Genomic DNA, 21,441 nt, shown 5'->3' with positions numbered 1-21,441 from the left:
GGTATATTCCAAAGAATCTGCTACCACTTCAAGGATTGGAACAATGTTTCTAATAGAAACACCCTCTCTTAGTAAGTTCTGCAAAACCTTCTGCACTATACCTAAATTCTTGCTCGGCTCAACTGAATCCACAACCGCGGGAAAAGAAGTCTTCAGAGTATCAAGAATGTTTTTAACCTCCTGTCTTCCAAGGAAGTCACTAGCATGTTCCTTCACTAGTTCTGTTAGGTGCGTAGCAACAACAGAAATAGCATCAAACACATCAAGTCCATGGCCTTCTGCCTGTTTTTATTATCCAGCGTTATCCACCTTGCTGGTAAACCAAACGCAGGTTCCACAACATCTATTCCTTGAACACTAAACTCCTTAGGAGGATTTATAACCATCAGTCTATCAGGATATACCTTGTATCTACCAACCTCTACCCCCCTTATCTTAACAACATACTCATTAGGGTCAAGAGAAACATTATCCTTTATTCTTATAGGAGGGACAAGCACCCCGAGTTCCTGCCCAATTCTCCGCCTTATCAGCTTTATCCTATCAACAAGATCACCTCCCTGTTCCTTATCAACGAGTGGTATCAGATTATACCCTATTTCTATCTCCATCGGCTCAACAGACAGAACTTCTTCAATTGTCTCAATCTGCCTCTCTTTCTTCTCCTTCTCCTTCTCAATACGCTCTCTCTCTTCCTTTTCTCTAAGCCTAACTTCCATAGTTACACCAAGCCAAACCAAACCTCCACCAATAGCAAAAAGCTGTAACGTTGGAAAGCCTGGTAATATCCCAAGAATTGCTAAAAACCCACCAGTAATATACATTATCCTCGGCTGTATAGTTAGTTGTTTGACCACATCTTTACCAAAGTCCTCCCCTGCAGCAGAGCGTGTGACAACTATACCTGTAGCAGTAGACATAAGAAGCGCTGGTATTTGCGTAGATATACCATCACCTACAGCGAAGAGAATATAATTTCTTATAGCACTGCTTATATCTTCCCCCCTAAACACTGTCCCCACTATCAAACCACCAATTATATTTACAAACACAATTATAACAGCAACTATTGCATCACCTTGAACAAATCTAGACGCACCATCCATAGCTCCATAAAAGTCAGCTTCCATCCTAAGTTCCTGACGACGTCTCCTTGCCTCATCCTCAGTTATAAGCCCTGCATTGAGATCTTCGTTTATACTAAGCTGTTTCCCTGGTAATGCATCTAGCGTAAACCTTGCTGCAACCTCAGATACTCTAACCGCACCTCTAGTGATAACAATAAGTTGCACTACTACCAAAATTATGAATATAACCAAACCTATAACAACATTATTACCAACAACAAAGTTTCCAAAAGCCTTTATTATCTCAACATCAAGACCTGCACCCTTTGAAAGAATAGCCCTCGTTGTGGAAATATTGAGTCCTATCCTAAATATAGTCACAATAAGTAAAATCGTAGGGAAAACAAAAAAATCAGCTGGCTTTTTAACATAAAATGTTGTCAAAAATACACCCAGCGTTATAGTGATATTGAGTGCAATAAGAGCGTCTAGAAGAAACGAAGGAAGAGGAATAACCATCATTACTACTGCAAAAACAGAAACAACTACAACCGCTATGTCAATCGGAAAACGCCCTGAAGCTAAATTCAACTAAAGCTCCCCTCCTACTCCTCAATGATTAATTTTAAAGACATCACCTCTCTCTTTCAATATCCAACGCTCCTTACACACCACTATGTAGCTATAAAACACCACAGTAAGTCTGTAACCAATAAACACCCTTTAGAACCAAAGTGAGTGAGTAAGAGCGCAAAAAGTTCAGAATCTTGCTTACTCACCAATTGAAATTGGAGCTCATTGCTGAAGTTTAGTATATTGAACTTTAAGTAAAGTTCTGTTAGAATTGGTATTGAGAATGAGAAGTTTTAAGTTATTGAAATACATCTCTCTTGGAATATCTACACTACTAGTATTCTCAGTATTCTACATCATATTCAACTTCACAAAAAATCTAAACACAATCCAGTTCATCATCATAAACGGTTTATCAATAACGGTTCTATACTTCACTTTTAACTATCTATCATCCACAATTTACAGAATATCCTCAGGTTTTATACTAAAAAACAGATGGAATGAACCTGTATCCAATTTCTCAAATTACCTAGAGTTAACAATAACAAACGATGGATTAGTAGAAAATATAAGGAAATACCTTGAAATAGAAGCAGGATTTTTGGTAATACTAGAGGAGAGAGGCAAAGTAATATACAAAACCCCCTCTAGACTACTAGAGAATGAAACTGTTGTAAGAAACATAATATCTATTGAAAAACCTGAAGGAATAAAGTTTATAACTTATGACCAACTCTTCAGTGATAAGCCAAAGTATGAAGTAGGTGTCTCTATAACCAGTGATGATATAACAATATACATCGTTTCAAAGTATTTTCCCTTAGTAAATAAAGGAATAATAGAAAGTATATATGACAGATTAAAAGATTTCGTAGCTAGGAGAAACATAGTTGAGAAAATGTTTGAAGTATCAGCACTTACACACGAGTGGGAACTACTATCACAAGTTCAAAGGTTCTTTTTACCAGAAAAAATACCTGAAATAGAAGGTTTGGATGTAAGTGTTTTCTTTAAACCACTTGTAAACGTAAGTGGAGATTACTACTACATATTGCCCACCGGCGATGGAAAAGAATACCTATTTGCAATAGGAGATGTTTCAGGTAAGGGACTAAATGCTTCACTTCTTATGGCTGTTATAGTAAATGCAATAAAGATAAACAAGGAAAACTCTCTTAAAGAACTTGTATACGAAGTTGATAGAGTCATAAAAGATTTGGAATTTGAGGGAAAGTATACAACATTATTTGTTGGAAGATACCACACTGAAAATAGCACAATTGAATTCATAAACTGCGCTATGCCAAAACCTATGCTGGTAAGAGACAACGAAATAAAAACTTTTCCCCCGAATCTTCCTATTCTAGGTATAATAGATTTACCAGAGTATGAAAGCACTAAAATCCAACTGAAAGAAAACGATATACTACTTATAGCCTCCGATGGCCTTGTAGAAGCAAGAAACTCTCAAAACGTTGAATACCAAAACACAGATAGACTGGAAAAGATATTGCTAGAATCTTCCAAACTATCTTCAAGCGAAATAGCAAATAACATAAACCAAGATATCCAGAACTTCACTTTAAACTCTAAGCAAACTGATGACATAACATACATACTAATAAAAAGGAGATAGTTTATGACAGAAGCATTGGTTGGGTATGTATCATTTCTGGTACTACAGGCAATAACTTGGTTTTTTGTAATTAAGAACCCTGAAGTACTCAAATCAACAAACACTAGATTAGTTGTTCTAATAGTACTTCTGGCATCACTTATGGCCCTTTTTATATCAGTGTCCTGGGATACAGCCAAATTACAGTTGTTCGATATAACAAACATATCCTTAAGGACAACTTCGGCTCTAATGGTAATAGCCAACTTATTAGTGTTCAGGCTAATCTTAACATTCCCAAAGGAACACAACCTCTTAATAGTTGATATAATACTTGCAATAATAGCAGTTATACCTCTATACCTACTATTCTCCACGAACTTAATAATCGCAGGGGTAACATCAAAAGAGGGAATATTATACAGACTTGAAGGTAAGTATTACTCTCTATACTCCTTGATAGCATCGCTTCTATTAATAGTATCAACTATAATAGGCATAGTAAGGGCAACTAAAACACAAGAGAAGATATACAAGTTACAAATAGTCACAATAGTGATCGGAACCTCCTTATCTCTACTTATAGCTGTGGTGATAGCAATGATCATACCTTTAGTTTTCAAAACATTTAGGTTTTACTACCTATCACCTTTACCAAGCTTTATCTTAGCAGGAACGCTAATCTTCGCCGTAACTAGAACTAAGTTACTTAACATATCATCAGGTATCTACAACACCACCGTAATATTGATATTCACAGCAATAATCGGCACTTTGGGTGGAATAGTATTCAACGCTTTGTCAAAGCAAACTACCATACCTCCAGACTTATTACCAGTAGTAGCACTAGTATCATTTCTAGCAATACTTGCCCTAAGTAAGTATCTAGAACAGTATGTTAGGGAAATACTTAAATTCAAATCTCACTATCTTGATATTCTGAAAAAGAATATATCTTCCATTGACCTTACTAAACCCGAAGACGAAATAGTTAAAAACCTTGTCAAAGCAATCAAGGATAACATATCCTCCTCAAAGATAAACATATTCATTGAAAATGAGATAGGAATCTTGGAGAATATTTTTTCAGAAAACAATGTGACGAAAAGCCTTGACAAAACGGACAAAGCTCTCAGCATCCTGCTCTCATACAAAAATAAAAATATCTTCTTCATGTCAGAGATACTATCTGATCCTATACTGAGGCGAAACGAGCACACAGTAGGGAATATGCTTAGGGGGTTAGAATCCGAAGCTATAGTTCTTGTGAAAGACGGAGAACATATCATAATGATCTTATCTCTTGGGGAAAAAGAAAACGGTTCTCCTTACGATGACTACGATTATAATGCCATTAACCAAATATATACCAACCTATTCACCATTGGATACATACTAAAGAACCAAAGAAAACAAAAATCAATCCTAGTAGTAAATAGAGAAATAGAAATGAGTAAATCAATAATAGAAACTATGATTTCTGGTGTTTACAAACCAAGTAAAAACATCTTAGACTTAGAGTTCATAACAAGATCAAGTAGTGGATTAGGTGGAGATTTCGTTGATATAATACCTCTATCAAAAGAGAAGTATATGATAATAGTCGGAGATATATCTGGAAAAGGAATAACAGCGAGTATGTCAATGATTGTAATAAAATCTTCCATTAGAACACTCATCAGAAAAAAAATCAAATTCAAAAATATAATAGCCGAGCTTAATATAATAATAAAAGAGAACCTACCCAAGGGAACATTTTTCAGTGGTGTTTTCATAGTTGCTGATATCTCCCAAAATAGCATATTTTTTATAAACAATGGAATACCTGTAATGTGGCATTACTCATCAAAAACTCACAGTATATCTCAAATTCAAGGAGAAGGTAAAATACTAGGGTTTGTCAAGGATATTTCAAAATTAATTGATGTAAAAAAGGTCTCCTTTGAAAAAGGAGATATCATAGCTATTGCAACAGATGGTTTTACTGAAGCAACAGCAATTGATGGAACTAAATTCAACTTATCCCTGGTAGAAAAAATAATTAAGCAATATAATGATAAACAGTCAAGCGAGATACTAACGAGAATATTTGACAGTTGGTATGAATTTTCAAACAGGCAAATAAAGGACGATGTCAGCTTACTTGTCTTTAAAAGACCATAAAAATATTATTATTATAGAGGAGGTTTAACTATGGAAAAGAAGTTAAATATTGAGGTCTCTGACAAAGGTAAATACTATTTAATTAAACTGAAAGGGAGTGTAAACTCTTACACTTACGACGACTTTCAAAAACAATTGTACAGTGCAATTGAACAAAAGAGCGTCTGTATTGATTTAAGCGAAGTTGACAACCTATCCTCTGCAGGACTGGGAACTATAATGTATGCAATAGAAAAAGGAGAAGAAAAAGGATTTAAGGTGTATGTCCTAACACCCTCTCCGATAGCAAAAGAAGCTATAGAAGCAACAGGCTTTAAAGAGATGTTCAACATCATCCACTCTCTAGCAGAGATAAAATGAAATATGTAATGTCATTGGAAAATAATCCAGATTCCATATACACTATCGCACAAACTGTAAAAACACTCAATCTAAACGAAAAAACAAAACTAAAGACCACAATAATCCTAACAGAGATACTTGAAAACGTCAACCACTATTCCAAAACTAAAAGTGTCACTATCAGCATTAGAAATAAAGTAAGCGGAACAACGATACTTGTTATCTTCAGATCTAAAGAGTTTGAACTATTCATAGATAAAATAGAAAACACTAAAATATACTTTAGCAACGCAGATAAGAGATACAGAGGACTGGGAGTAATAATGTATCATAACCTTTCGTCATCGGTGCTATATAAATACAGCAACGAGTGTGTGAAGATCCTTATCCATGTAAAAGATTGATATCTTTCTTCCTATTGTAAAAGAATTTCACATAATATTACCTACAAATCAGGCTTTTATCAAGCCAACCTGTCAACCATTAATCCTATCATCTAGATCTCTGTTAACCACAATAAAGCCTAAAACTTGTAGGCGGATATAGCCTTTTCTCTGCAGTTCCTCTGGGCAAATACTTTCTTGATAAGCACCTAAAAACTTGGCGTAAGGCAAAATTTGTAACTGACGAATGCTACCCAGAAACAAAGAGAGTAGGTAGCAAACTTTCTCACCTAATGGAAATTGGAATTCATTCTGTTAACCAAATTTCAGTTGCAATTCACTAGAATTTGAGATTAAAATTAGTATTTAGGATGAAACTCAAATACACGCCTATCGGTAAATTCTTCCGCTGGATATTTGTAAGTTTTAAAAAACTTTTCCACCTCAGAGATTCAACACATCAGATATCACTAGGATTCGCTTTGGGTGTATCTATTGGCATATTACCTACTTTTGGTTTTGGAGCACTGATAGTAGCAACCTTGGCTTTCATAATCAGATTTAACATCTTCTCAGCGTTAGTAGGAAGTTTGATAAACAATCCACTTCTTGTGCCGTTTTGGGTAGCAAGCAGTTACAAAGTTGGGGAACTGATAACTAAAATTGGAATCAACTTCTCCGAGAAGAATGTTATTCAAAACCTCCTCGGATTCGGGATATCTTATCTTGTAGGGAATATAATTCTTTCAGTTGTATGCGGATTCATAAGCTACATCACTATATACCTACTCATAGAGATATACAGGTCATCCAAAAGCAATTTGAAAAGTAACCAAAATACCCAGTATCATTCTTAAGTACTTAGAGAAATGCAACCTGAGCAGTTGATAGAAATAGAAATGAACGTGAAAATTGACGAATTTGAAGGCCCCCTAGGACTACTCTTCTGCCTCATAGTCAAGAATAAACTTGACATAACAAAAATATCCCTTCTTAAGATTGTAGATCAGTTTCTAGAGTTTTCCGAGTTCCACAAGCCAGACCTAAAAACATCGGCAGAATTTGTAAGAATTGCCTCAATTTTAGTGTATCTCAAAGCATCTGCATTGTCAAATAACCTTGAACACACAAGCAAAGAGATAGAAGAAGAAACAGAAAACCTTTTATCTCAACTTAAGGTTATAAAGAAGTTTAGAGAAGCAGGAGTTTTTCTAAAAATGAAAAGAAAAGAGAGAAAGATGATGTTCTCTAAGCTTACCAAAAGAAATATAGCACGGACAAGGCAATACTCAGTTGATGATATAGTGAGATTAGCAGTAAAATATTTTATCAACACACAGAGGGACAGAAAATTCCAATTAAAAAAATACGAAGTCAGTGTTTCTAGTAAAATAGAAGAAATAAAGAAACTTTTGGAAATTAGGCATTCATTTAACTTCTCAGAACTTGTAATATCTCAACCCATTGCCCAAGTAATAGCCTCGTTTATGGCAATCCTTGAAACCACAAAATCTGAGATAACCTCTCTTGAGCAAAAGAGAAACTTTAGTGATATTCTGGTATTAAGGAGAAACGGAGTAAAAGTTTTGTAGACTTCTTCTCTCAGACTTGACTACAATCCTGCAAAAAGTATATTATGAGGGATATATGGAAAAGGAAGTTACACTCACGAACGACCAAATGCTTAGATATGCAAGGCATATAATACTTGAGGGAATTGGAATAGAAGGACAAAAGAAATTACTCAGTAGCAAGGTGCTAGTAGTTGGGGCTGGGGGGCTAGGTTCTCCAGTTATGTACTATCTATCTGCCATAGGGATAGGGAAGATAGGAATAGTAGAAAACGACGTTGTTGAACTATCAAATCTGCAAAGACAGATCATACACGACAGTCAACACATTGGTGTCCACAAAGGAGAACTAGCAAAAAAGAAGATAAACGCTCTAAACCCTGAAACTGAGGTAGAGCTATTCAAAACCTTTTTAGATGCCACAAATGCAACTGAGATAGTGAACAAATATGATGTAATCATAGATTGCACAGACAACTTACAGACCAGATTACTACTAAACGACACTTCCTATCTTTTAGGAAAACCACTTGTGCATGGAGCAGTCTCAGAATTCACAGGACAAGTCAGTGTCTTTATCCCAGGTGAAAATACTCCCTGCTACAGATGCATATACGAAGAACCTTCTACTGAATTAACCACATCTTGCAGAGAAAGGGGAATTCTAGGTTCAGTAGCAGGAGTCATCGGAACTATCCAAGCAACGGAAACTATAAAAGTCATATTAGGTATTGGAGAATCTCTTGTAGGGAAACTACTGGTGTATGAAGCTCTAAAGGCAAAATTTAGTATATTCACTATCAAGAAAAATTCCTCTTGTCCACTATGCAACAAGAACTTAAAGATAAAAAACCTATGAACTAGTTTGTAACCCAAATAACTTATTTTAGCGTGTCACCGTCCTAAAAATAGTATATACAAACTACCACAAATCAACCATATCATCAACTTCCCTAAACTTCTCAACAAACAGATCAGTTTCTGCGGTAAGGTAGTCAAAGTATATGTAGAAAGGTCTTCCAGGAACTATATCGTTCATATCACAAACAACCTTTATACCCGTTAGAGACAATCCTCTCTCCTCAGATACTTTATAGTTTTCTTGCTCTATAAACTCGGGGATGTTGACTTCAAGCAATTTCCATCCCGAAAAATTGAGCTTTCCTATTGTTATCTCTTTCTCTCTATTCATATAATCCTTAACTAAGATCTTAATAGTATGAATATAGTTTCTACCAACAACCCAAAACTTTATCTTTTTGGTGATACCCGGTATTTTTATTTGCCTTACAGGCCTAACTAATATCTCTGCAGGCCCTCTTTTGAAGAAGTTAACCTTTACTCCCAAAACCTTATTATTCTTATCTTTTATACTAGCAAGAGCTCTCGGAAATCCATCCCTTGTCATGAAAGAAACAATCCCAAAATCTCTTGAAATCTTCGCCTCCCAATCCCCAGGAACCTCAAAATCTTCAACAAGTACTGGTTGAATCATCTGTTTCGCAGTATCCTTTATTTCCGCTTCAGTAGGTTCCCCTAAAATCCTAAAACCCTTAAGGTACTCAGATGTTTCCTCTTGCTGTGCCTGAGGCTGTTGCTGAGAATACGCTATTCCACCAACTGTCATAAACAAAACTATCAAAAAAATAGCAATTACTCTCCTCATAAATTTACCCTCCTTACAATAATCGGAAAAAACTAAAAACTACCAAGCAATTTTACCAAGATCATCACCATCAAACCTCTCCATATAAACATCCGTCTGAAGCTGTAGGTAGTCAAAATACACATAAAACTTATCCGCCCTCTCAGTCGGCGCAGCAGTAAGCCTCATTTTCACAAGACTCAAAGGTCTCGTAAAAGGAACATAAGGTTCATACTGAGGTATATAATTAGGAATAGAAACCAAAAAATTCTTCCAACCAACATGTTTTATACTACCAGCTTCTATTCTATAGGTATATCCCTTATAGTCCTTAACATATATATCCATAACCCAATTATAATTCCCACCCCATACCCAGAAATCTATGGTTTTCGCAACTCCTACAAAACTTATGGGTTTGTTAGGAACTACATCTATCCAGTTGAATCCCTTTCTGTAATATGCAGCCTTAATACCAAAAACATTAGTCTGCTTAGCCATTACTGCCTCAAGCAGACCTGACGGATGTCCAGGAAAGTATTTATAGTCACAATATGCCTTATCTATAACCTCTTCACCAGTCTGGGGATCTTTTATCCTTGGAGCAAAAAATGAGAAATTAGCACTCCATTCAATATCCTTGGATTTATCATACTCATCACCAAAATCAGAGATTAAAATCGTCTGCATATTTACAGTCCTTCTCCCTACTTCTGTGAAACCAAAAGGAAATAACGAAGTGTTAATAGTAAAAATCAGACCCAACAAAATAATAACCCTCGTTAGGTGTCCCATACAAGCCTCCAAACCTAATTGTAAATTTCGGTTACAACGTTTGGCAACTTGAAAATGCAACTATCATATATAATAATTAGACATCGGCTCAAATACTGCCTGCTGGAGATGATATTCTGAGAAGGCGGAATATAAATACTCCAGCAAACTATAACAACTTCATAACGGGTAAAGGCATGGAATACCACATAAAGGATATAAACCTAGCAGATGTTGGATACAGAAAAATACTATGGGCATATCAAGATATGCCGGTTATGAGAATCATTAGAGAGCGTTTTAAGAGGGAGAGGCCACTTCTTGGAGTAAAGATAGGCGCAGCCCTACATGTTACTACCGAAACTGCAAACCTTGTTGTAACTCTTAAGCAAGGCGGAGCAGAAGTTTTCCTCTGCGCATCAAATCCCTTATCAACCCAAGATGATGTTGCTGCTTCATTGGTAAGACACTTTGAAATTCCCGTCTTCGCAATCAAGGGCGAAGAGAGAGATACATACTACCATCACATAAGGGAAGTCTTGAAAAGAAAACCAAACATCACTCTAGATGACGGCGCAGATCTTGTTTCTACCCTCCACTCGGAAATGCAGGAACTGATCTCTAATGTCATAGGTGGCACAGAAGAAACAACAACGGGTGTGATAAGGTTAAGAGCAATGGAGAAAAACAATGTCCTAAAGTATCCAATAATTGCTGTAAACGATGCAATGACTAAACATCTCTTTGACAACAGATATGGCACAGGGCAAAGCACAATAGATGGAATCATGAGAAGCACCAACAGACTCATCGCCGGAAAGTATTTCGTTGTTGCAGGATATGGCTGGTGTGGCAAGGGAGTTGCTATGAGAGCTAGAGGCATGGGAGCAAGAGTAATTGTAACGGAAGTAGATCCAATCAAAGCCTTAGAAGCAGTCATGGACGGATTTGAAGTTATGCCCATGAAAGAAGCTTCAAAAATAGGTGACTTCTTCGTTACTGTCACAGGAAATAAAAATGTGATAACCAGAGAACATATCCTTCATATGAAGGATGGAGCAATAATATCTAACGCAGGACATTTTGACGTTGAAATAGATCTAAGCACTATTGAATCACTGGCAGAGAACAAAACTGAGATTAGATCAGGTGTGACTGAATACTCTGTAAACGGTAAGAAGGTATACATTTTAGCCCAAGGAAGACTCGTAAACTTAGCAAACGCTGAAGGGCATCCTTCAAGCGTAATGGACATGTCCTTCAGTAACCAAGCTCTTGCCTGCGAGTTCATTGTCAAAAACCAAGGGAAACTACCAGCTAAGGTTCTTCCCGTTCCCGAAGAAATAGACAGAGAAGTAGCAAGACTAAAACTAAAATCCATGGGAATAGAAATTGATAAGCTTACCGAAGAACAAGAAAGATACTTATCTAGTTGGACGGAAGGAACATAATACTCTAATTGCCTCAACTTACTATGCCACTTGATAACAACCTTCTCACTACTCCAGATTGTAATAAAGTCTTAAACTCAACAACTAAGCATTGTTTTCTTCTTATTCTTTTCGCAGTCCCTGTCGGGACTGAGTAAATACTCCTCTCAACAAATAGAGAGACTCGTGTGAAGTGAAACTTTTTGATAAGACAAACACTGTCTAAAACCAAGGGAAGTAAATAAAAAGCTTGGAGCCTTGATTACTCACTTAATGAAGATTGGAATCTATTGCACCAGCTAGAGCGAAATAGCAAAATCCTTAAGTTATAGTTTATAATTTCCAGAAAAATTTCTCAAAAGAGGGGTGAATATGGGAGAAGCTATACCGATTGAAAGGATAAGAAACATTGGAATAATCGCCCATATTGACGCTGGTAAGACAACTACCAGCGAGAGAATACTATTTTATACTGGCAAAATCCACAAAATGGGTGAAGTTCACGAAGGGGATACCGAGATGGACTGGATGGTCCAAGAAAGAGAGAGAGGTATTACTATAACAAGTGCTACAACAACCTGTTTTTGGAAAGATCATAGAATTAACCTTATTGATACTCCTGGACATGTAGATTTCACTGTTGAGGTTCAGAGATCCTTGAGGGTTCTTGATGGAGCGGTTACCATACTTGACGGCAGTGAAGGAGTTGAACCACAATCTGAGACAGTGTGGAGGCAAGCGGATGAGTATAAGGTCCCCAGAATAATATATGTCAACAAGCTTGACAAGGTAGGTGCAAATTTCTACATGTGCCTAGAATCAATAAAACAGAAACTTGGGGTAAAACCACTACCTCTGCAGATACCAATAGGCCATGAATCTTCTTTTGTAGGAGTTGTTGATCTTGTTGAGGTTAAGGGTATATACTGGGATACAGATGAGCTTGGTAAAGAATACAGAGTAGGAGATGTTCCTCCAGAACTAAAGGAAAAAGTTGAATTCTACAGAAATAAATTAATAGAAGCAGTATGCGAAGAAGACGAAGAACTCCTAGAACTTTATCTTGAGGGAAAGGAACCAGATGTTGCTACCATCAAGAAGATGATAAGAAAACTGACAATTCAAACAAAGGCATTTCCCGTAGTTGCAGGAACATCCTTAAGAAACAAAGGAATCCAAACACTTCTTGATGCCATTGTGGAATACCTGCCAAGTCCTCTTGACCTACCACCCGTAAAGTGCTATAAGGAAGATAATAGCATAATTGAAAGAAAACCATTAGACTCCGAACCTTTCACAGCCCTAGCATTTAAGGTAATGACAGACCCTTATGTGGGGAAAATAGTTTTCACTAGAATATACTCAGGTATTCTGAAATCAGGAATGTATGTTTACAACTCCACTAAGGATAAAAAAGAAAGAGTATCAAGAATACTACTTATGCATGCAAATAAAAGAGAAGAAATAGAAGAAGCAAGAGCGGGAAATGTTGTAGCAATAGTAGGACTTAAAGATACAACCACTGGCGACACTTTGACTACAGAAAACTCTGAAAGAATTGTTCTTGAATCCATTAGATTTCCTGAACCTGTCATTGCCATTGCAGTTGAGCCGAAAACAAAAGAAGACCTAGACAAGCTCTCAAATGTGTTAGCAAAACTACAGGAAGAGGACCCAACCTTCAAGGTAAAAACAGATCCCGAAACCAACCAAACCCTCATTATGGGAATGGGAGAATTACACCTTGAAATAATGGTTGATAGAATGATCAGAGAATTTAAAGTCCAAGTCAATACTGGGAAACCGCAAGTTGCCTACAGAGAGACTATTGAGACTAAAGCTAGAGCAGAAGGCAAGTATATTAAGCAAACTGGAGGTAGGGGTCAGTATGGACATGTATTTATTGAGATTGAGCCACTGCCGAAGGGAAGCGGATTTAAGTTTATTGATAAGATTGTTGGCGGTAGAATACCTAAGGAATACATTCCTGCTGTTGAAGCTGGTGTAAAAGAGGCTATGGAGAGTGGCGTAGTTGCAGGATACCCAGTAGTTGACGTTCAAGTTACCCTATTTGACGGCTCCTACCATGAGGTTGACTCCTCAGAAATAGCATTTAAGATTGCAGCCTCAAAAGCATTCAAGCAGGCTATGAGCGAAGCAAACCCGATCATTCTGGAACCAATAATGAGAATTGATGTAATAACACCCGATGATTATCTAGGAGATGTACTGGGAGATCTTAACTCAAGAAGAGCCAAAATAATAAATGTAGACCAGAGGGGAAATACCAGAATCATAACTGCACACATACCACTATCCGAAACATTCGGATATACTACTACCCTGCGATCTCTAACTCAAGGGCGAGCAAGTTTCATAATGGTTTTTGAAAAATATGACCCTCTACCAAAAAACTTGTATAATACTATCCCAACTCTTAGGGTTCTATCAGAAGAGAGCTAGAACACTTATGCCGGCGTAGCTCAGCGGCAGAGCAACTCACTCGTAATGAGTAGGTCGTGGGTTCAAGTCCCACCGCCGGCTACTTTAAAACCTATATCCCTTTATCCTCCTCATCTCTAGCTCCACTTCCTTCCTCTTAAGCTCTTCCCTCTTGTCATATTCCTTTTTACCCCTACATACACCAATCTCAACCTTGCACCACTTGCCATCCTTTATATAAACCCTCAAAGGTATCAGTGCAAAACCCTTCCTAGCAACCTGTCCAGAAATCCTATCAATCTCTTTCCTATGAAGCAAAAGCTTTCTCTTCCTTTTAGGATCAGGCCTAAAAACACTAGATGCATGGTAAGGGGATATGTGCATGTTGTGAACAAATATCTCACCACCCTCCACCAAACAAAAAGCATCATCAATGTTCACACTATGTTCTCTCACAGACTTTATCTCACTCCCCTCAAGCACAATTCCTGCTTCATAAGTATCAATCACTTCGTAATTCTTCCTCGCCTTCCTATTAGTTGAAACAACCTCCACAGCCATATCAACCCATCCTCACTAATTTTATAATTGAACCTACTACTCAGTTTCAAAACCGAAAAAATCCACATCCAGTCCACCCAAATACCAAAACAATTTTTCCCTTCCATTTACAACCTCAGCATACTCGTAACACCATCTCAGATAGGGCATATCACCATCAGGTCTTTAAATTTAACATTCTCTCATTACATCATTTAGAATTTTGTTTATGAGTAGAAAAAAAGATGGAGAAATTAGTAGAGGACTTAAGAAGTATCTAAAAGCAATATCAGAGATAGAAGCCGAGAAGGGGATAGTCAGAGTCAGTGATATTGCAAACAAACTTAATGTATCAATGTCTTCTGTATCTTCCTCATTACGGAAATTATCCAGCATGGGATACGTAAATTACGAAAAACACTTCTTTGTCAGATTCACAGTCAAAGGTAAATCACTCGCAGATAGACTTCATTACAACTTCACAATACTTTACAGATTCCTCGTAGACATCCTTAAGGTAGACGAAGCTACCGCCAGACAACAAGCAGATGAGATATGCACTGATACTTACGATGTTGTAGTACAAAAAATTGATCACTATCTCAGAAGTAACCCATGGTAGATAAAACCAGTAAAGCTGATATAAAAAATCAACTTATCCATCTCTACAACTCTGGAGAATTTGGCAAAGTAATCTCAACTGTAGATAACGAAATTGACGAAATAGGAGAAAGTGAAATAGATACCTTGATAAAGAAGATCTACGCCTTTTCCTTAATAAGAACTGGTAACATTCCAGAGGCACAGCGTATTTTAGAAGATATTCTAGAAAATTACCCCGAGGACTTTGAAACTCTAAATGCTATGGGATATATTCAAATCTTTAAGGGCAACAAAACCGCTGCTCTCAATTACCTACTTGACGCAGAATATTACGCCCAAGGTGATGCAAAAGAGAAAATAAAGAAAAATTTATCCTTATTTTCGGAAATTCCTGACATCTCCACTCTTAGATCCATTGTAAAACCAAAAGAATTTCTAGTGCTAAACCTGCCTAAAACCACTAAATCCAACTTGAGATCTAGAACAAAGCAACTATTAAACTTCGTCAACTTCATACTTAAGCATAAGTTAGCAACAGCTACTTTAATCGTTGTGCTAGGTGCAGCATTTGTTTATCTACTATTTTCGCCAATGTTGATTCAACCTAATCAAAGCAATAACACTGATACCATTTCAAGAAACATAAGTAGAATAGAAATAGATACCGCAACCAAACTTATTGAACCTAAACCTATACTCACAAACAACATAATTCTATCTGATAAAGAGATCATTTCCCTCTTTAACGAACTCAGAGTTCTATTATCAAAGAACCGTAACTCAAACAGAGCTAGATTCATAGCAAACTACCTTCTTAATTCAAATGCATCAACTCAGGTCAAACACAAAGTTGAGGTATTGAAAACATTTATGGAAGAACCTGAAGTCAATCTAGACTGGCAACCTATCTACGAAGAAGTGAACTCAAAACCAATACTCTACGACGGGGTCTATGTTATGTGGAGAGGCAAGGTAGTAAATGTGGTAAAAGGCGAAAATAGCACAGAGTTTACGTTTGTGATCTACGGCAAAAGTGAATCAGTAATAAGGGGATTCATTAAGGCAAGAATGAGAAATTTCTTAGAAGGGTTTGTAGGACAAACTATCACAGTGCTAGGGAAAATTTCAACATCTAAAGATATAACTCTTGAAGTTGTTAAAGTCATAGAATGAAACACTCATGAGGGTAAGTAAGAAAAGCTTAGAATCTTGCTCACTTGCCTAATGGAAATTTGGAATTTATTGGACACATTTCAGTAAATTTGTGAAGTTTGCGCTATTTATGTTAGAATGTAAAATTATGAAAATTCTACTTACGGGAGCGTATGGACAACTAGGAACCGAATTCAGGAAGTTCTTTGAACAAAATAACATCCAATATATTCCAGTAAGTAGAACGAAGAGAGAGAACAAAACTGTGGCTGCAGATATTACGAATCAAGAGAAGATGGAAGAAATTTTTAGAAATGAAGCTATAGATTTGCTCATAAATTGTGCTGCTTACAACGATGTTGATAAAGCTGAAGGGGAAGGATTTAGAAATGCATGGTTAACAAACACCTTTGCTGTAAGTAACCTTGCCCTAATCTGCAGGAAATATAACGTTCCGATGATACACTTTTCCACGGACTATGTATTTAACGGAGAAAAGAGGACACCTTACACTGAAGAAGACAAACCCATGCCTATATGCAGATACGGCTGGAGCAAACTTGGAGGAGAAGAGTTTCTAAGATACATTTGGGAAAAACACATATGCCTTAGAGTTAGCTGGGTTTTTGGTAGAGGAGAAACAAACTTCATAAAAAAACTTCTTAAGTGGTGTGAAAACGGAACAGTAAAGGTAGCAACCGACGAAATCTCTTCCCCCACTTCCACCGAAACAATAGTCAAAGCTTCATGGAAACTCTTCAAAGAAAAAGCCTTCGGCCTATATCACCTTTCAAATGAAGGAGAGTGCAGTAGGTATGAGTATGCAAAATTCGTTCTAAAATCCCTTAACTGGAAAGGAAAACTTTATAAGGCAAAACAATCTTTTTTTAAACTCCCAGCAAAAAGACCAAATTATTCAAAACTTGACCCTTCAAACCTGAAGAAGGTAATAAACCTTGAAATCCCCCATTGGGAGGAAGCAGTTTACACCTATCTCAAGGAGGAATATGGAATATGAAGCTTTTGGTTACAGGTTGTGCAGGTTTTATAGGAACAAATTTCGTCTACTACTACCTGAGAACCCACAAAGACTGTCTAATAGTAGGACTTGATAAACTTACATATGCAGGTAACCTTGAAAACTTTTCCAAGCTTACCGAAGAAGAGAAGAAAAGATTTATCTTCGTTAAGGGCGACATAAATAACGCTGAACTGGTAAACCATCTCTTCAATGTATATGACTTTGATGTAGTCGTAAATTTTGCTGCAGAATCACATGTAGATAGATCAATATTTGACCCTCATATATTTATCCAGACTAATGTTTTAGGGGTGCAATCCCTCCTAAGTGTAGCTATGAACTTTTGGAGCAGTAGTAGCAACTGGAAAAACAACAAAAAGTTTATTCAGGTTTCTACTGACGAAGTTTACGGTTCCCTAGGCCCAGACGGCTACTTCACCGAACTTTCACCTCTTGATCCGCACAGTCCTTACTCTGCAAGTAAAGCCGGTGGAGACCTTATAGCCAAAAGCTACTATGATACATTTGGGTTTCCCGTAGTAATAACAAGATGTTGCAATAACTATGGACCTTATCAGTTTCCCGAAAAACTTATACCACTTATGATATGGAACGCACTAAACCACAAAGAACTACCAGTCTACGGAGACGGGAAAAACATAAGAGACTGGCTTTATGTTGAAGACCACTGTAGAGCACTTGAGCTAGTAATAGACAAAGGCAAAATAGGAGAAGTTTATAACATCGGCGGACACAACGAAAGAGAAAACATATACGTAGTAAGAAGAATTATTGAAATCCTTAGAAGAAAGGTAGGAGACAACAAAATAACTGAAGAACTTATAAGATTCGTCAAGGATCGCCCCGGACATGACCGAAGGTATGCTATAGATCCGTCTAAAATAACCAGAGAACTTGGTTGGAAACACACAGTATCCATAGAAGAAGGTTTAGAAATTACAATAGACTGGTATCTGAACAACTTAGACTGGGTTAGGAATGTAATCTCTGGTGAATACCTAAGATTCTACGAAAAGAACTACTCTAACAGATAACAACCAAAACGTATGACCGATCTGCTAATACCAATAGTCTCAACAATCAAGTACGAAATATCCCTTTTTAGAAAACTTATTAACTCAAAACAACCTTACTACTCTGTTTACATCCTCACTCTAATCCTTAAACATTTTGCAGAATTCATCTTGCTAAATGAACTGAAAACACAAGCACGTGCATTCAGCTATCTTCAGCTTCTTAAGGAGAAGAACATCATCTCCAAGGAAGAAGAGGAATTCATAAATGTCTGTGTTACCCTAGTGCGCAGAAAAGATAAACTTGTCAAAGAGTATAAGACAGTAGATGTAGAGAAAATGGAAAAAATCGTAAGAAGAATTGAAAATATCATTCTTTCATCAGCATCTGATATTTCTTGATCTTAAGAACCTCTTCTTTAAGCTCCAATAGTTCAATTACATCTTTAAGTTTTTCTATCTCCATATCCCTCTTTGAAGAAATTTTCTCTAGAGAATCAAGTATATCCCTTAGAGTTTCAGAGTAAATTCTCACTCTTTCATACTCAGAAATTTGGCCCTTCTCAGTCCTACTATCTTCTTTCTCAAACTTTTCTAGGCTCTTTAACAGCGAATGATACAAGTTAATATACTTGTCTTGATATCTTCCAAGGAGAGATTTTGCTTCTTCAACCTTACCCAAAGATTGAAGTGACGTAAAAACCATCGTCAGAACCAAAGTTTCAACTCCCTGAGAGTCACCAATATTTTCCAAATACTCACTACCATAACGGTAAACCCTACTAAAATCATTTAACATATAAGCTGAAAATATGGTGTTATAAAGCGACTTTTTGTAGATAAAGTCATCCTTCCTCTTAACAAGTCTCTCACCAAACTTAAGAGAATTGACAAAGTCCTCCATCAGAAAATAGGACTCACATAGGTAGTAATCTATACTTCTCTCATTTGCCTGTGTTCTGGGAATCTCTAGAAGGATTTTTACTGCATTAGAGTAATTACCCTCTGAGATAAGTTTAATAGCTTTGGAGATATCTTCATCTCTCGGAAACAGCACCGAGGATGTAAAAAGCAACAGTATTACGGCAAAAACCCATAACTTCAGCATACTACAATAATCGGAAAGTCAGTAGCTTTTCTACCTATCACTCGGCAATGAACTTATCAAATACCACACTTAGTATTACTTCACCATACTTGCTCACAAACATTACTTCAACACATGGCGAAGAATAAGATATAACTCTTCCCTTGTATCTGTAAAATACAGGACTTGATATAGAATAGTTTAACCCTCTCCTATAAGCTATCTCCATAAGCCTTGAATTGACTATATTGCCAAATTCTCCAATTCCAGACAACATAAGTTCTTCATCCTTGGGAACTTCATCTATTTGGTAGATCTTCTTTATCGTCTCGTAAGCTAGTTTTTCATCAAACTCATATATTACACTACCTCTGAAATCGTTCTTTATCTTAAAAAGAAATGATATCTTTTTTTCTATTTTCTTACCAGTTTTTAAATTCACTTTATCCTTATGTATCTCTATACCTAGCTTAGCGAAAGTCTCAACAATTGCATCTACGAAAGGGTTAACGATCTCAAATCTCATAAACACCTCCGAATTGCTCAATCAGCAAAAACGAAATTATAGTCTTGGCATCTTTTATTACACCGCATCTTATCATATCCATAATCTCCGAGTGCTCAAGAATCTCCACTTCAGTAAATTCATCCTCATCCAATCTCTTTTGAGTTTTTTCCAAATCCCTGGCTAAAACTATGTGGATCTTCTCTGAGCTGTAGCCCACTGCAGGATAGTATTCATACAGTTTTGTAATTTTATTAGGTTTATATCCAGTTTCTTCCTCAAGCTCCCTTATAGCTCCATCTGTAACGCTTTCGCCCGGCTCTAACTTTCCTGCAGGAACCTCAAGAACGCTATCATTTACTGGATATCTAAACTGCCTAACTAGAACAAACTTATTCTGACCTATAACCGGAACTATTGCCACAGCTTCTGGGTAAAGAACATAGTCTTTCCTCATTACTTTGTCATTAAACTCTATCTCATCAGAACAAAATGAAAACGCCTTACCTTGGTAAATCAATCTCTTCTTTATTACTCTAACCTCATTCATGGTTGATATTATTTATGAGAAAAAACTCTGCTTTAAAGTTTCAAACCAAAACTTAGTAAACTCTAACTTCAAAATTGATAGCTGAACTTTCATTCTCCAGACAGTATTTCCAATGGAGTAGGATAAAATCCGTCCTCTCCCCACCTTCTAGCAAGCTCTCCCAGCATTTTTACACCTAAAGTCACCCCCTTTTTTAAACTCTTAGTAAAAGCAATATTACCTCCTACAAGCCCCGCCAGTATATCTCCTGTGCCAGCTCTAGCTAAAACTGGTGTATTTAAATCCGATATCCATATTTCTCCATCCGAGAAAAATACATAATTTACATTGTCCTTAAGAACCAAATTAACCCCAAAAGTTCTGGAAAACTCCCTTCCGAAAAGAAAGGCTCTACCCCTAACCTCACTTACCTCCGCTTTTACTAGTCTAGCAAACTCTCCAACGTGAGGTGTAAGAACTATCCTATCCTTATTAGGTAAAGATCCCCAGAAATTTGGTCTTTCCGAGAGAATATTTATCCCATCTGCATCTATTACAAGAATGTTATCCAACCCCATGACAAGTTTCTCAAAGAAATCCCTAGTGCTCTCTTGTGTTGTTATCCCGTTTCCAATAACTACCACATCATCTTTTCTTATAATCCCAGAACCTAGTATAAAGTCCGCATCTTCTTTAGAGAAATATCCCCGTTCACCCGAAGGAACTGGAATTGAAACTACATCTGGAGCAAAAACCTTTAAAGCAGTATTGAACTTCTCAAGAACAAATGCAATTATATACCCCGCACCAGTTTTAGTAGCTCCTCTTACAGCAAGCATTAACGCACCCAGATACTTCTCACTCCCACCTATAACAACCACCCTACCATTACTACCCTTATTACTATCTACTTCTCTTTTCGGAACAGAAACTTCACTATCCTCGGAGAGATAGTTTATGCT

21 protein-coding genes, 1 tRNA gene and 1 pseudogene are annotated in these 21,441 nt (G+C 36.9%); 15 read left to right on the top strand and 8 right to left on the bottom strand.

What is annotated here, in order from left to right:
• Positions 1–1,586, bottom strand: a pseudogene (locus tag ABDH28_02180) (flagellar biosynthesis protein FlhA).
• Between the two features lie 337 nt (positions 1,587–1,923).
• Here ABDH28_02180 and ABDH28_02175 point away from each other — a divergent pair.
• The 7 genes from ABDH28_02175 (at position 1,924) to ABDH28_02145 (ending at position 8,576) form a co-directional block, all read left to right on the top strand.
• On the top strand, positions 1,924–3,279 hold the full coding sequence (locus ABDH28_02175; protein ID MEN2997833.1) for a PP2C family protein-serine/threonine phosphatase: 1,356 nt from the start codon (positions 1,924–1,926) through the stop codon (positions 3,277–3,279).
• Between the two features lie 3 nt (positions 3,280–3,282).
• Complete coding sequence (locus ABDH28_02170; protein ID MEN2997832.1) at positions 3,283–5,421, top strand: SpoIIE family protein phosphatase; 2,139 nt, start codon at positions 3,283–3,285, stop codon at positions 5,419–5,421.
• A 30-nt stretch (positions 5,422–5,451) separates the two neighbouring features.
• Positions 5,452–5,781: an STAS domain-containing protein gene (locus tag ABDH28_02165; GenBank protein MEN2997831.1), complete on the top strand. Its 330-nt coding sequence runs from the start codon at positions 5,452–5,454 to the stop codon at positions 5,779–5,781.
• On the top strand, positions 5,778–6,167 hold the full coding sequence (locus ABDH28_02160) for a hypothetical protein (protein MEN2997830.1): 390 nt from the start codon (positions 5,778–5,780) through the stop codon (positions 6,165–6,167). Before ABDH28_02165 ends, ABDH28_02160 begins: the two co-directional genes overlap by 4 nt.
• A 350-nt stretch (positions 6,168–6,517) precedes the next feature.
• On the top strand, positions 6,518–7,003 hold the full coding sequence (locus tag ABDH28_02155) for a DUF2062 domain-containing protein (protein ID MEN2997829.1): 486 nt from the start codon (positions 6,518–6,520) through the stop codon (positions 7,001–7,003).
• A gap of 12 nt (positions 7,004–7,015) precedes the next feature.
• A complete protein-coding gene (locus ABDH28_02150; protein MEN2997828.1) occupies positions 7,016–7,738 on the top strand; it encodes a segregation/condensation protein A in 723 nt (240 codons plus the stop codon).
• Between the two features lie 55 nt (positions 7,739–7,793).
• The gene (locus ABDH28_02145) at positions 7,794–8,576 is read left to right on the top strand and encodes a HesA/MoeB/ThiF family protein (GenBank protein MEN2997827.1); all 783 of its coding nucleotides are present in this window, start codon (positions 7,794–7,796) and stop codon (positions 8,574–8,576) included.
• A 63-nt stretch (positions 8,577–8,639) separates the two neighbouring features.
• Here ABDH28_02145 and ABDH28_02140 read toward each other — a convergent pair whose 3' ends face one another.
• Positions 8,640–9,383, bottom strand: coding sequence for a flagellar filament outer layer protein FlaA (locus ABDH28_02140; protein MEN2997826.1), 744 nt, complete (start codon positions 9,381–9,383; stop codon positions 8,640–8,642).
• 39 nt (positions 9,384–9,422) lie between these two features.
• On the bottom strand, positions 9,423–10,052 hold the full coding sequence (locus ABDH28_02135) for a flagellar filament outer layer protein FlaA (protein MEN2997825.1): 630 nt from the start codon (positions 10,050–10,052) through the stop codon (positions 9,423–9,425).
• 281 nt (positions 10,053–10,333) lie between these two features.
• Between ABDH28_02135 and ahcY the strand changes: the two genes are divergently transcribed.
• From ahcY to ABDH28_02120, 3 genes are all read left to right on the top strand, one after another.
• Positions 10,334–11,587, top strand: coding sequence for an adenosylhomocysteinase (gene ahcY, locus ABDH28_02130; GenBank protein ID MEN2997824.1), 1,254 nt, complete (start codon positions 10,334–10,336; stop codon positions 11,585–11,587).
• A 351-nt stretch (positions 11,588–11,938) separates the two neighbouring features.
• Positions 11,939–14,029 (top strand): elongation factor G, encoded by a 2,091-nt coding sequence (fusA, locus tag ABDH28_02125; GenBank protein ID MEN2997823.1) that lies wholly within the window; start codon positions 11,939–11,941, stop codon positions 14,027–14,029.
• Positions 14,030–14,038: 9 nt separating this feature from the next.
• A tRNA-Thr gene (locus ABDH28_02120) sits at positions 14,039–14,110 on the top strand.
• Between the two features lie 3 nt (positions 14,111–14,113).
• Here ABDH28_02120 and smpB read toward each other — a convergent pair.
• On the bottom strand, positions 14,114–14,569 hold the full coding sequence (smpB, locus tag ABDH28_02115; protein ID MEN2997822.1) for an SsrA-binding protein SmpB: 456 nt from the start codon (positions 14,567–14,569) through the stop codon (positions 14,114–14,116).
• Positions 14,570–14,777: 208 nt separating this feature from the next.
• Between smpB and ABDH28_02110 the strand changes: the two genes are divergently transcribed.
• From ABDH28_02110 to ABDH28_02090, 5 genes are all read left to right on the top strand, one after another.
• Positions 14,778–15,170, top strand: coding sequence for a metal-dependent transcriptional regulator (locus ABDH28_02110; protein ID MEN2997821.1), 393 nt, complete (start codon positions 14,778–14,780; stop codon positions 15,168–15,170).
• Entirely contained in the window at positions 15,164–16,324 is a 1,161-nt protein-coding gene (locus ABDH28_02105) for a hypothetical protein (GenBank protein MEN2997820.1), read from the top strand. The genes ABDH28_02110 and ABDH28_02105 overlap by 7 nt, the downstream gene beginning before the upstream one ends.
• A gap of 127 nt (positions 16,325–16,451) precedes the next feature.
• Positions 16,452–17,321 carry a dTDP-4-dehydrorhamnose reductase gene (gene rfbD / locus ABDH28_02100; GenBank protein MEN2997819.1) on the top strand — a complete coding sequence of 290 codons (870 nt, stop codon included), beginning with the start codon at positions 16,452–16,454 and terminating at the stop codon, positions 17,319–17,321.
• Positions 17,318–18,379 carry a dTDP-glucose 4,6-dehydratase gene (gene rfbB, locus ABDH28_02095; protein ID MEN2997818.1) on the top strand — a complete coding sequence of 354 codons (1,062 nt, stop codon included), beginning with the start codon at positions 17,318–17,320 and terminating at the stop codon, positions 18,377–18,379. The genes rfbD and rfbB overlap by 4 nt, the downstream gene beginning before the upstream one ends.
• Positions 18,380–18,391: 12 nt before the next feature.
• On the top strand, positions 18,392–18,760 hold the full coding sequence (locus ABDH28_02090) for a hypothetical protein (protein MEN2997817.1): 369 nt from the start codon (positions 18,392–18,394) through the stop codon (positions 18,758–18,760).
• Here the strand turns inward: ABDH28_02090 and ABDH28_02085 are convergent.
• The 4 genes from ABDH28_02085 to ABDH28_02070 all read right to left on the bottom strand — a co-directional run.
• Positions 18,729–19,466, bottom strand: coding sequence for a hypothetical protein (locus ABDH28_02085; protein ID MEN2997816.1), 738 nt, complete (start codon positions 19,464–19,466; stop codon positions 18,729–18,731). The genes ABDH28_02090 and ABDH28_02085 overlap by 32 nt on opposite strands.
• A gap of 37 nt (positions 19,467–19,503) precedes the next feature.
• Positions 19,504–19,971, bottom strand: a complete 468-nt coding sequence (locus ABDH28_02080) for a chemotaxis protein CheX (GenBank protein MEN2997815.1) — start codon at positions 19,969–19,971, stop codon at positions 19,504–19,506.
• Positions 19,961–20,500: an NUDIX hydrolase gene (locus ABDH28_02075; GenBank protein ID MEN2997814.1), complete on the bottom strand. Its 540-nt coding sequence runs from the start codon at positions 20,498–20,500 to the stop codon at positions 19,961–19,963. The genes ABDH28_02080 and ABDH28_02075 overlap by 11 nt, the downstream gene beginning before the upstream one ends.
• 89 nt (positions 20,501–20,589) lie before the next feature.
• The coding region (locus ABDH28_02070) for an NAD(P)H-hydrate dehydratase (protein ID MEN2997813.1) at positions 20,590–21,441 on the bottom strand (852 nt) is incomplete at its 5' end.

The organism is Brevinematia bacterium (assembly GCA_039630355.1).
Classification (GTDB): Bacteria; Spirochaetota; Brevinematia; order DTOW01; family DTOW01; genus SKYB106.
This window is presented reverse-complemented; position numbering and strand designations above follow the sequence as displayed.

Coding starts and splice junctions, on each gene's coding strand:
- ABDH28_02170 (MEN2997832.1), top strand. CDS start 3,283: ATGACAGAAGCATTGGTTGGGTATGTATCATTTCTGGTACTACAGGCA.
- ABDH28_02075 (MEN2997814.1), bottom strand. CDS start 20,500: ATGAATGAGGTTAGAGTAATAAAGAAGAGATTGATTTACCAAGGTAAG.
- ABDH28_02135 (MEN2997825.1), bottom strand. CDS start 10,052: ATGCAGACGATTTTAATCTCTGATTTTGGTGATGAGTATGATAAATCC.
- rfbB (MEN2997818.1), top strand. CDS start 17,318: ATGAAGCTTTTGGTTACAGGTTGTGCAGGTTTTATAGGAACAAATTTC.
- ABDH28_02140 (MEN2997826.1), bottom strand. CDS start 9,383: ATGAGGAGAGTAATTGCTATTTTTTTGATAGTTTTGTTTATGACAGTT.
- ahcY (MEN2997824.1), top strand. CDS start 10,334: ATGGAATACCACATAAAGGATATAAACCTAGCAGATGTTGGATACAGA.
- ABDH28_02175 (MEN2997833.1), top strand. CDS start 1,924: ATGAGAAGTTTTAAGTTATTGAAATACATCTCTCTTGGAATATCTACA.
- fusA (MEN2997823.1), top strand. CDS start 11,939: ATGGGAGAAGCTATACCGATTGAAAGGATAAGAAACATTGGAATAATC.
- ABDH28_02085 (MEN2997816.1), bottom strand. CDS start 19,466: ATGCTGAAGTTATGGGTTTTTGCCGTAATACTGTTGCTTTTTACATCC.
- ABDH28_02155 (MEN2997829.1), top strand. CDS start 6,518: ATGAAACTCAAATACACGCCTATCGGTAAATTCTTCCGCTGGATATTT.
- ABDH28_02090 (MEN2997817.1), top strand. CDS start 18,392: ATGACCGATCTGCTAATACCAATAGTCTCAACAATCAAGTACGAAATA.
- smpB (MEN2997822.1), bottom strand. CDS start 14,569: ATGGCTGTGGAGGTTGTTTCAACTAATAGGAAGGCGAGGAAGAATTAC.
- rfbD (MEN2997819.1), top strand. CDS start 16,452: ATGAAAATTCTACTTACGGGAGCGTATGGACAACTAGGAACCGAATTC.
- ABDH28_02150 (MEN2997828.1), top strand. CDS start 7,016: ATGCAACCTGAGCAGTTGATAGAAATAGAAATGAACGTGAAAATTGAC.
- ABDH28_02110 (MEN2997821.1), top strand. CDS start 14,778: ATGAGTAGAAAAAAAGATGGAGAAATTAGTAGAGGACTTAAGAAGTAT.
- ABDH28_02105 (MEN2997820.1), top strand. CDS start 15,164: ATGGTAGATAAAACCAGTAAAGCTGATATAAAAAATCAACTTATCCAT.
- ABDH28_02145 (MEN2997827.1), top strand. CDS start 7,794: ATGGAAAAGGAAGTTACACTCACGAACGACCAAATGCTTAGATATGCA.
- ABDH28_02080 (MEN2997815.1), bottom strand. CDS start 19,971: ATGAGATTTGAGATCGTTAACCCTTTCGTAGATGCAATTGTTGAGACT.
- ABDH28_02160 (MEN2997830.1), top strand. CDS start 5,778: ATGAAATATGTAATGTCATTGGAAAATAATCCAGATTCCATATACACT.
- ABDH28_02165 (MEN2997831.1), top strand. CDS start 5,452: ATGGAAAAGAAGTTAAATATTGAGGTCTCTGACAAAGGTAAATACTAT.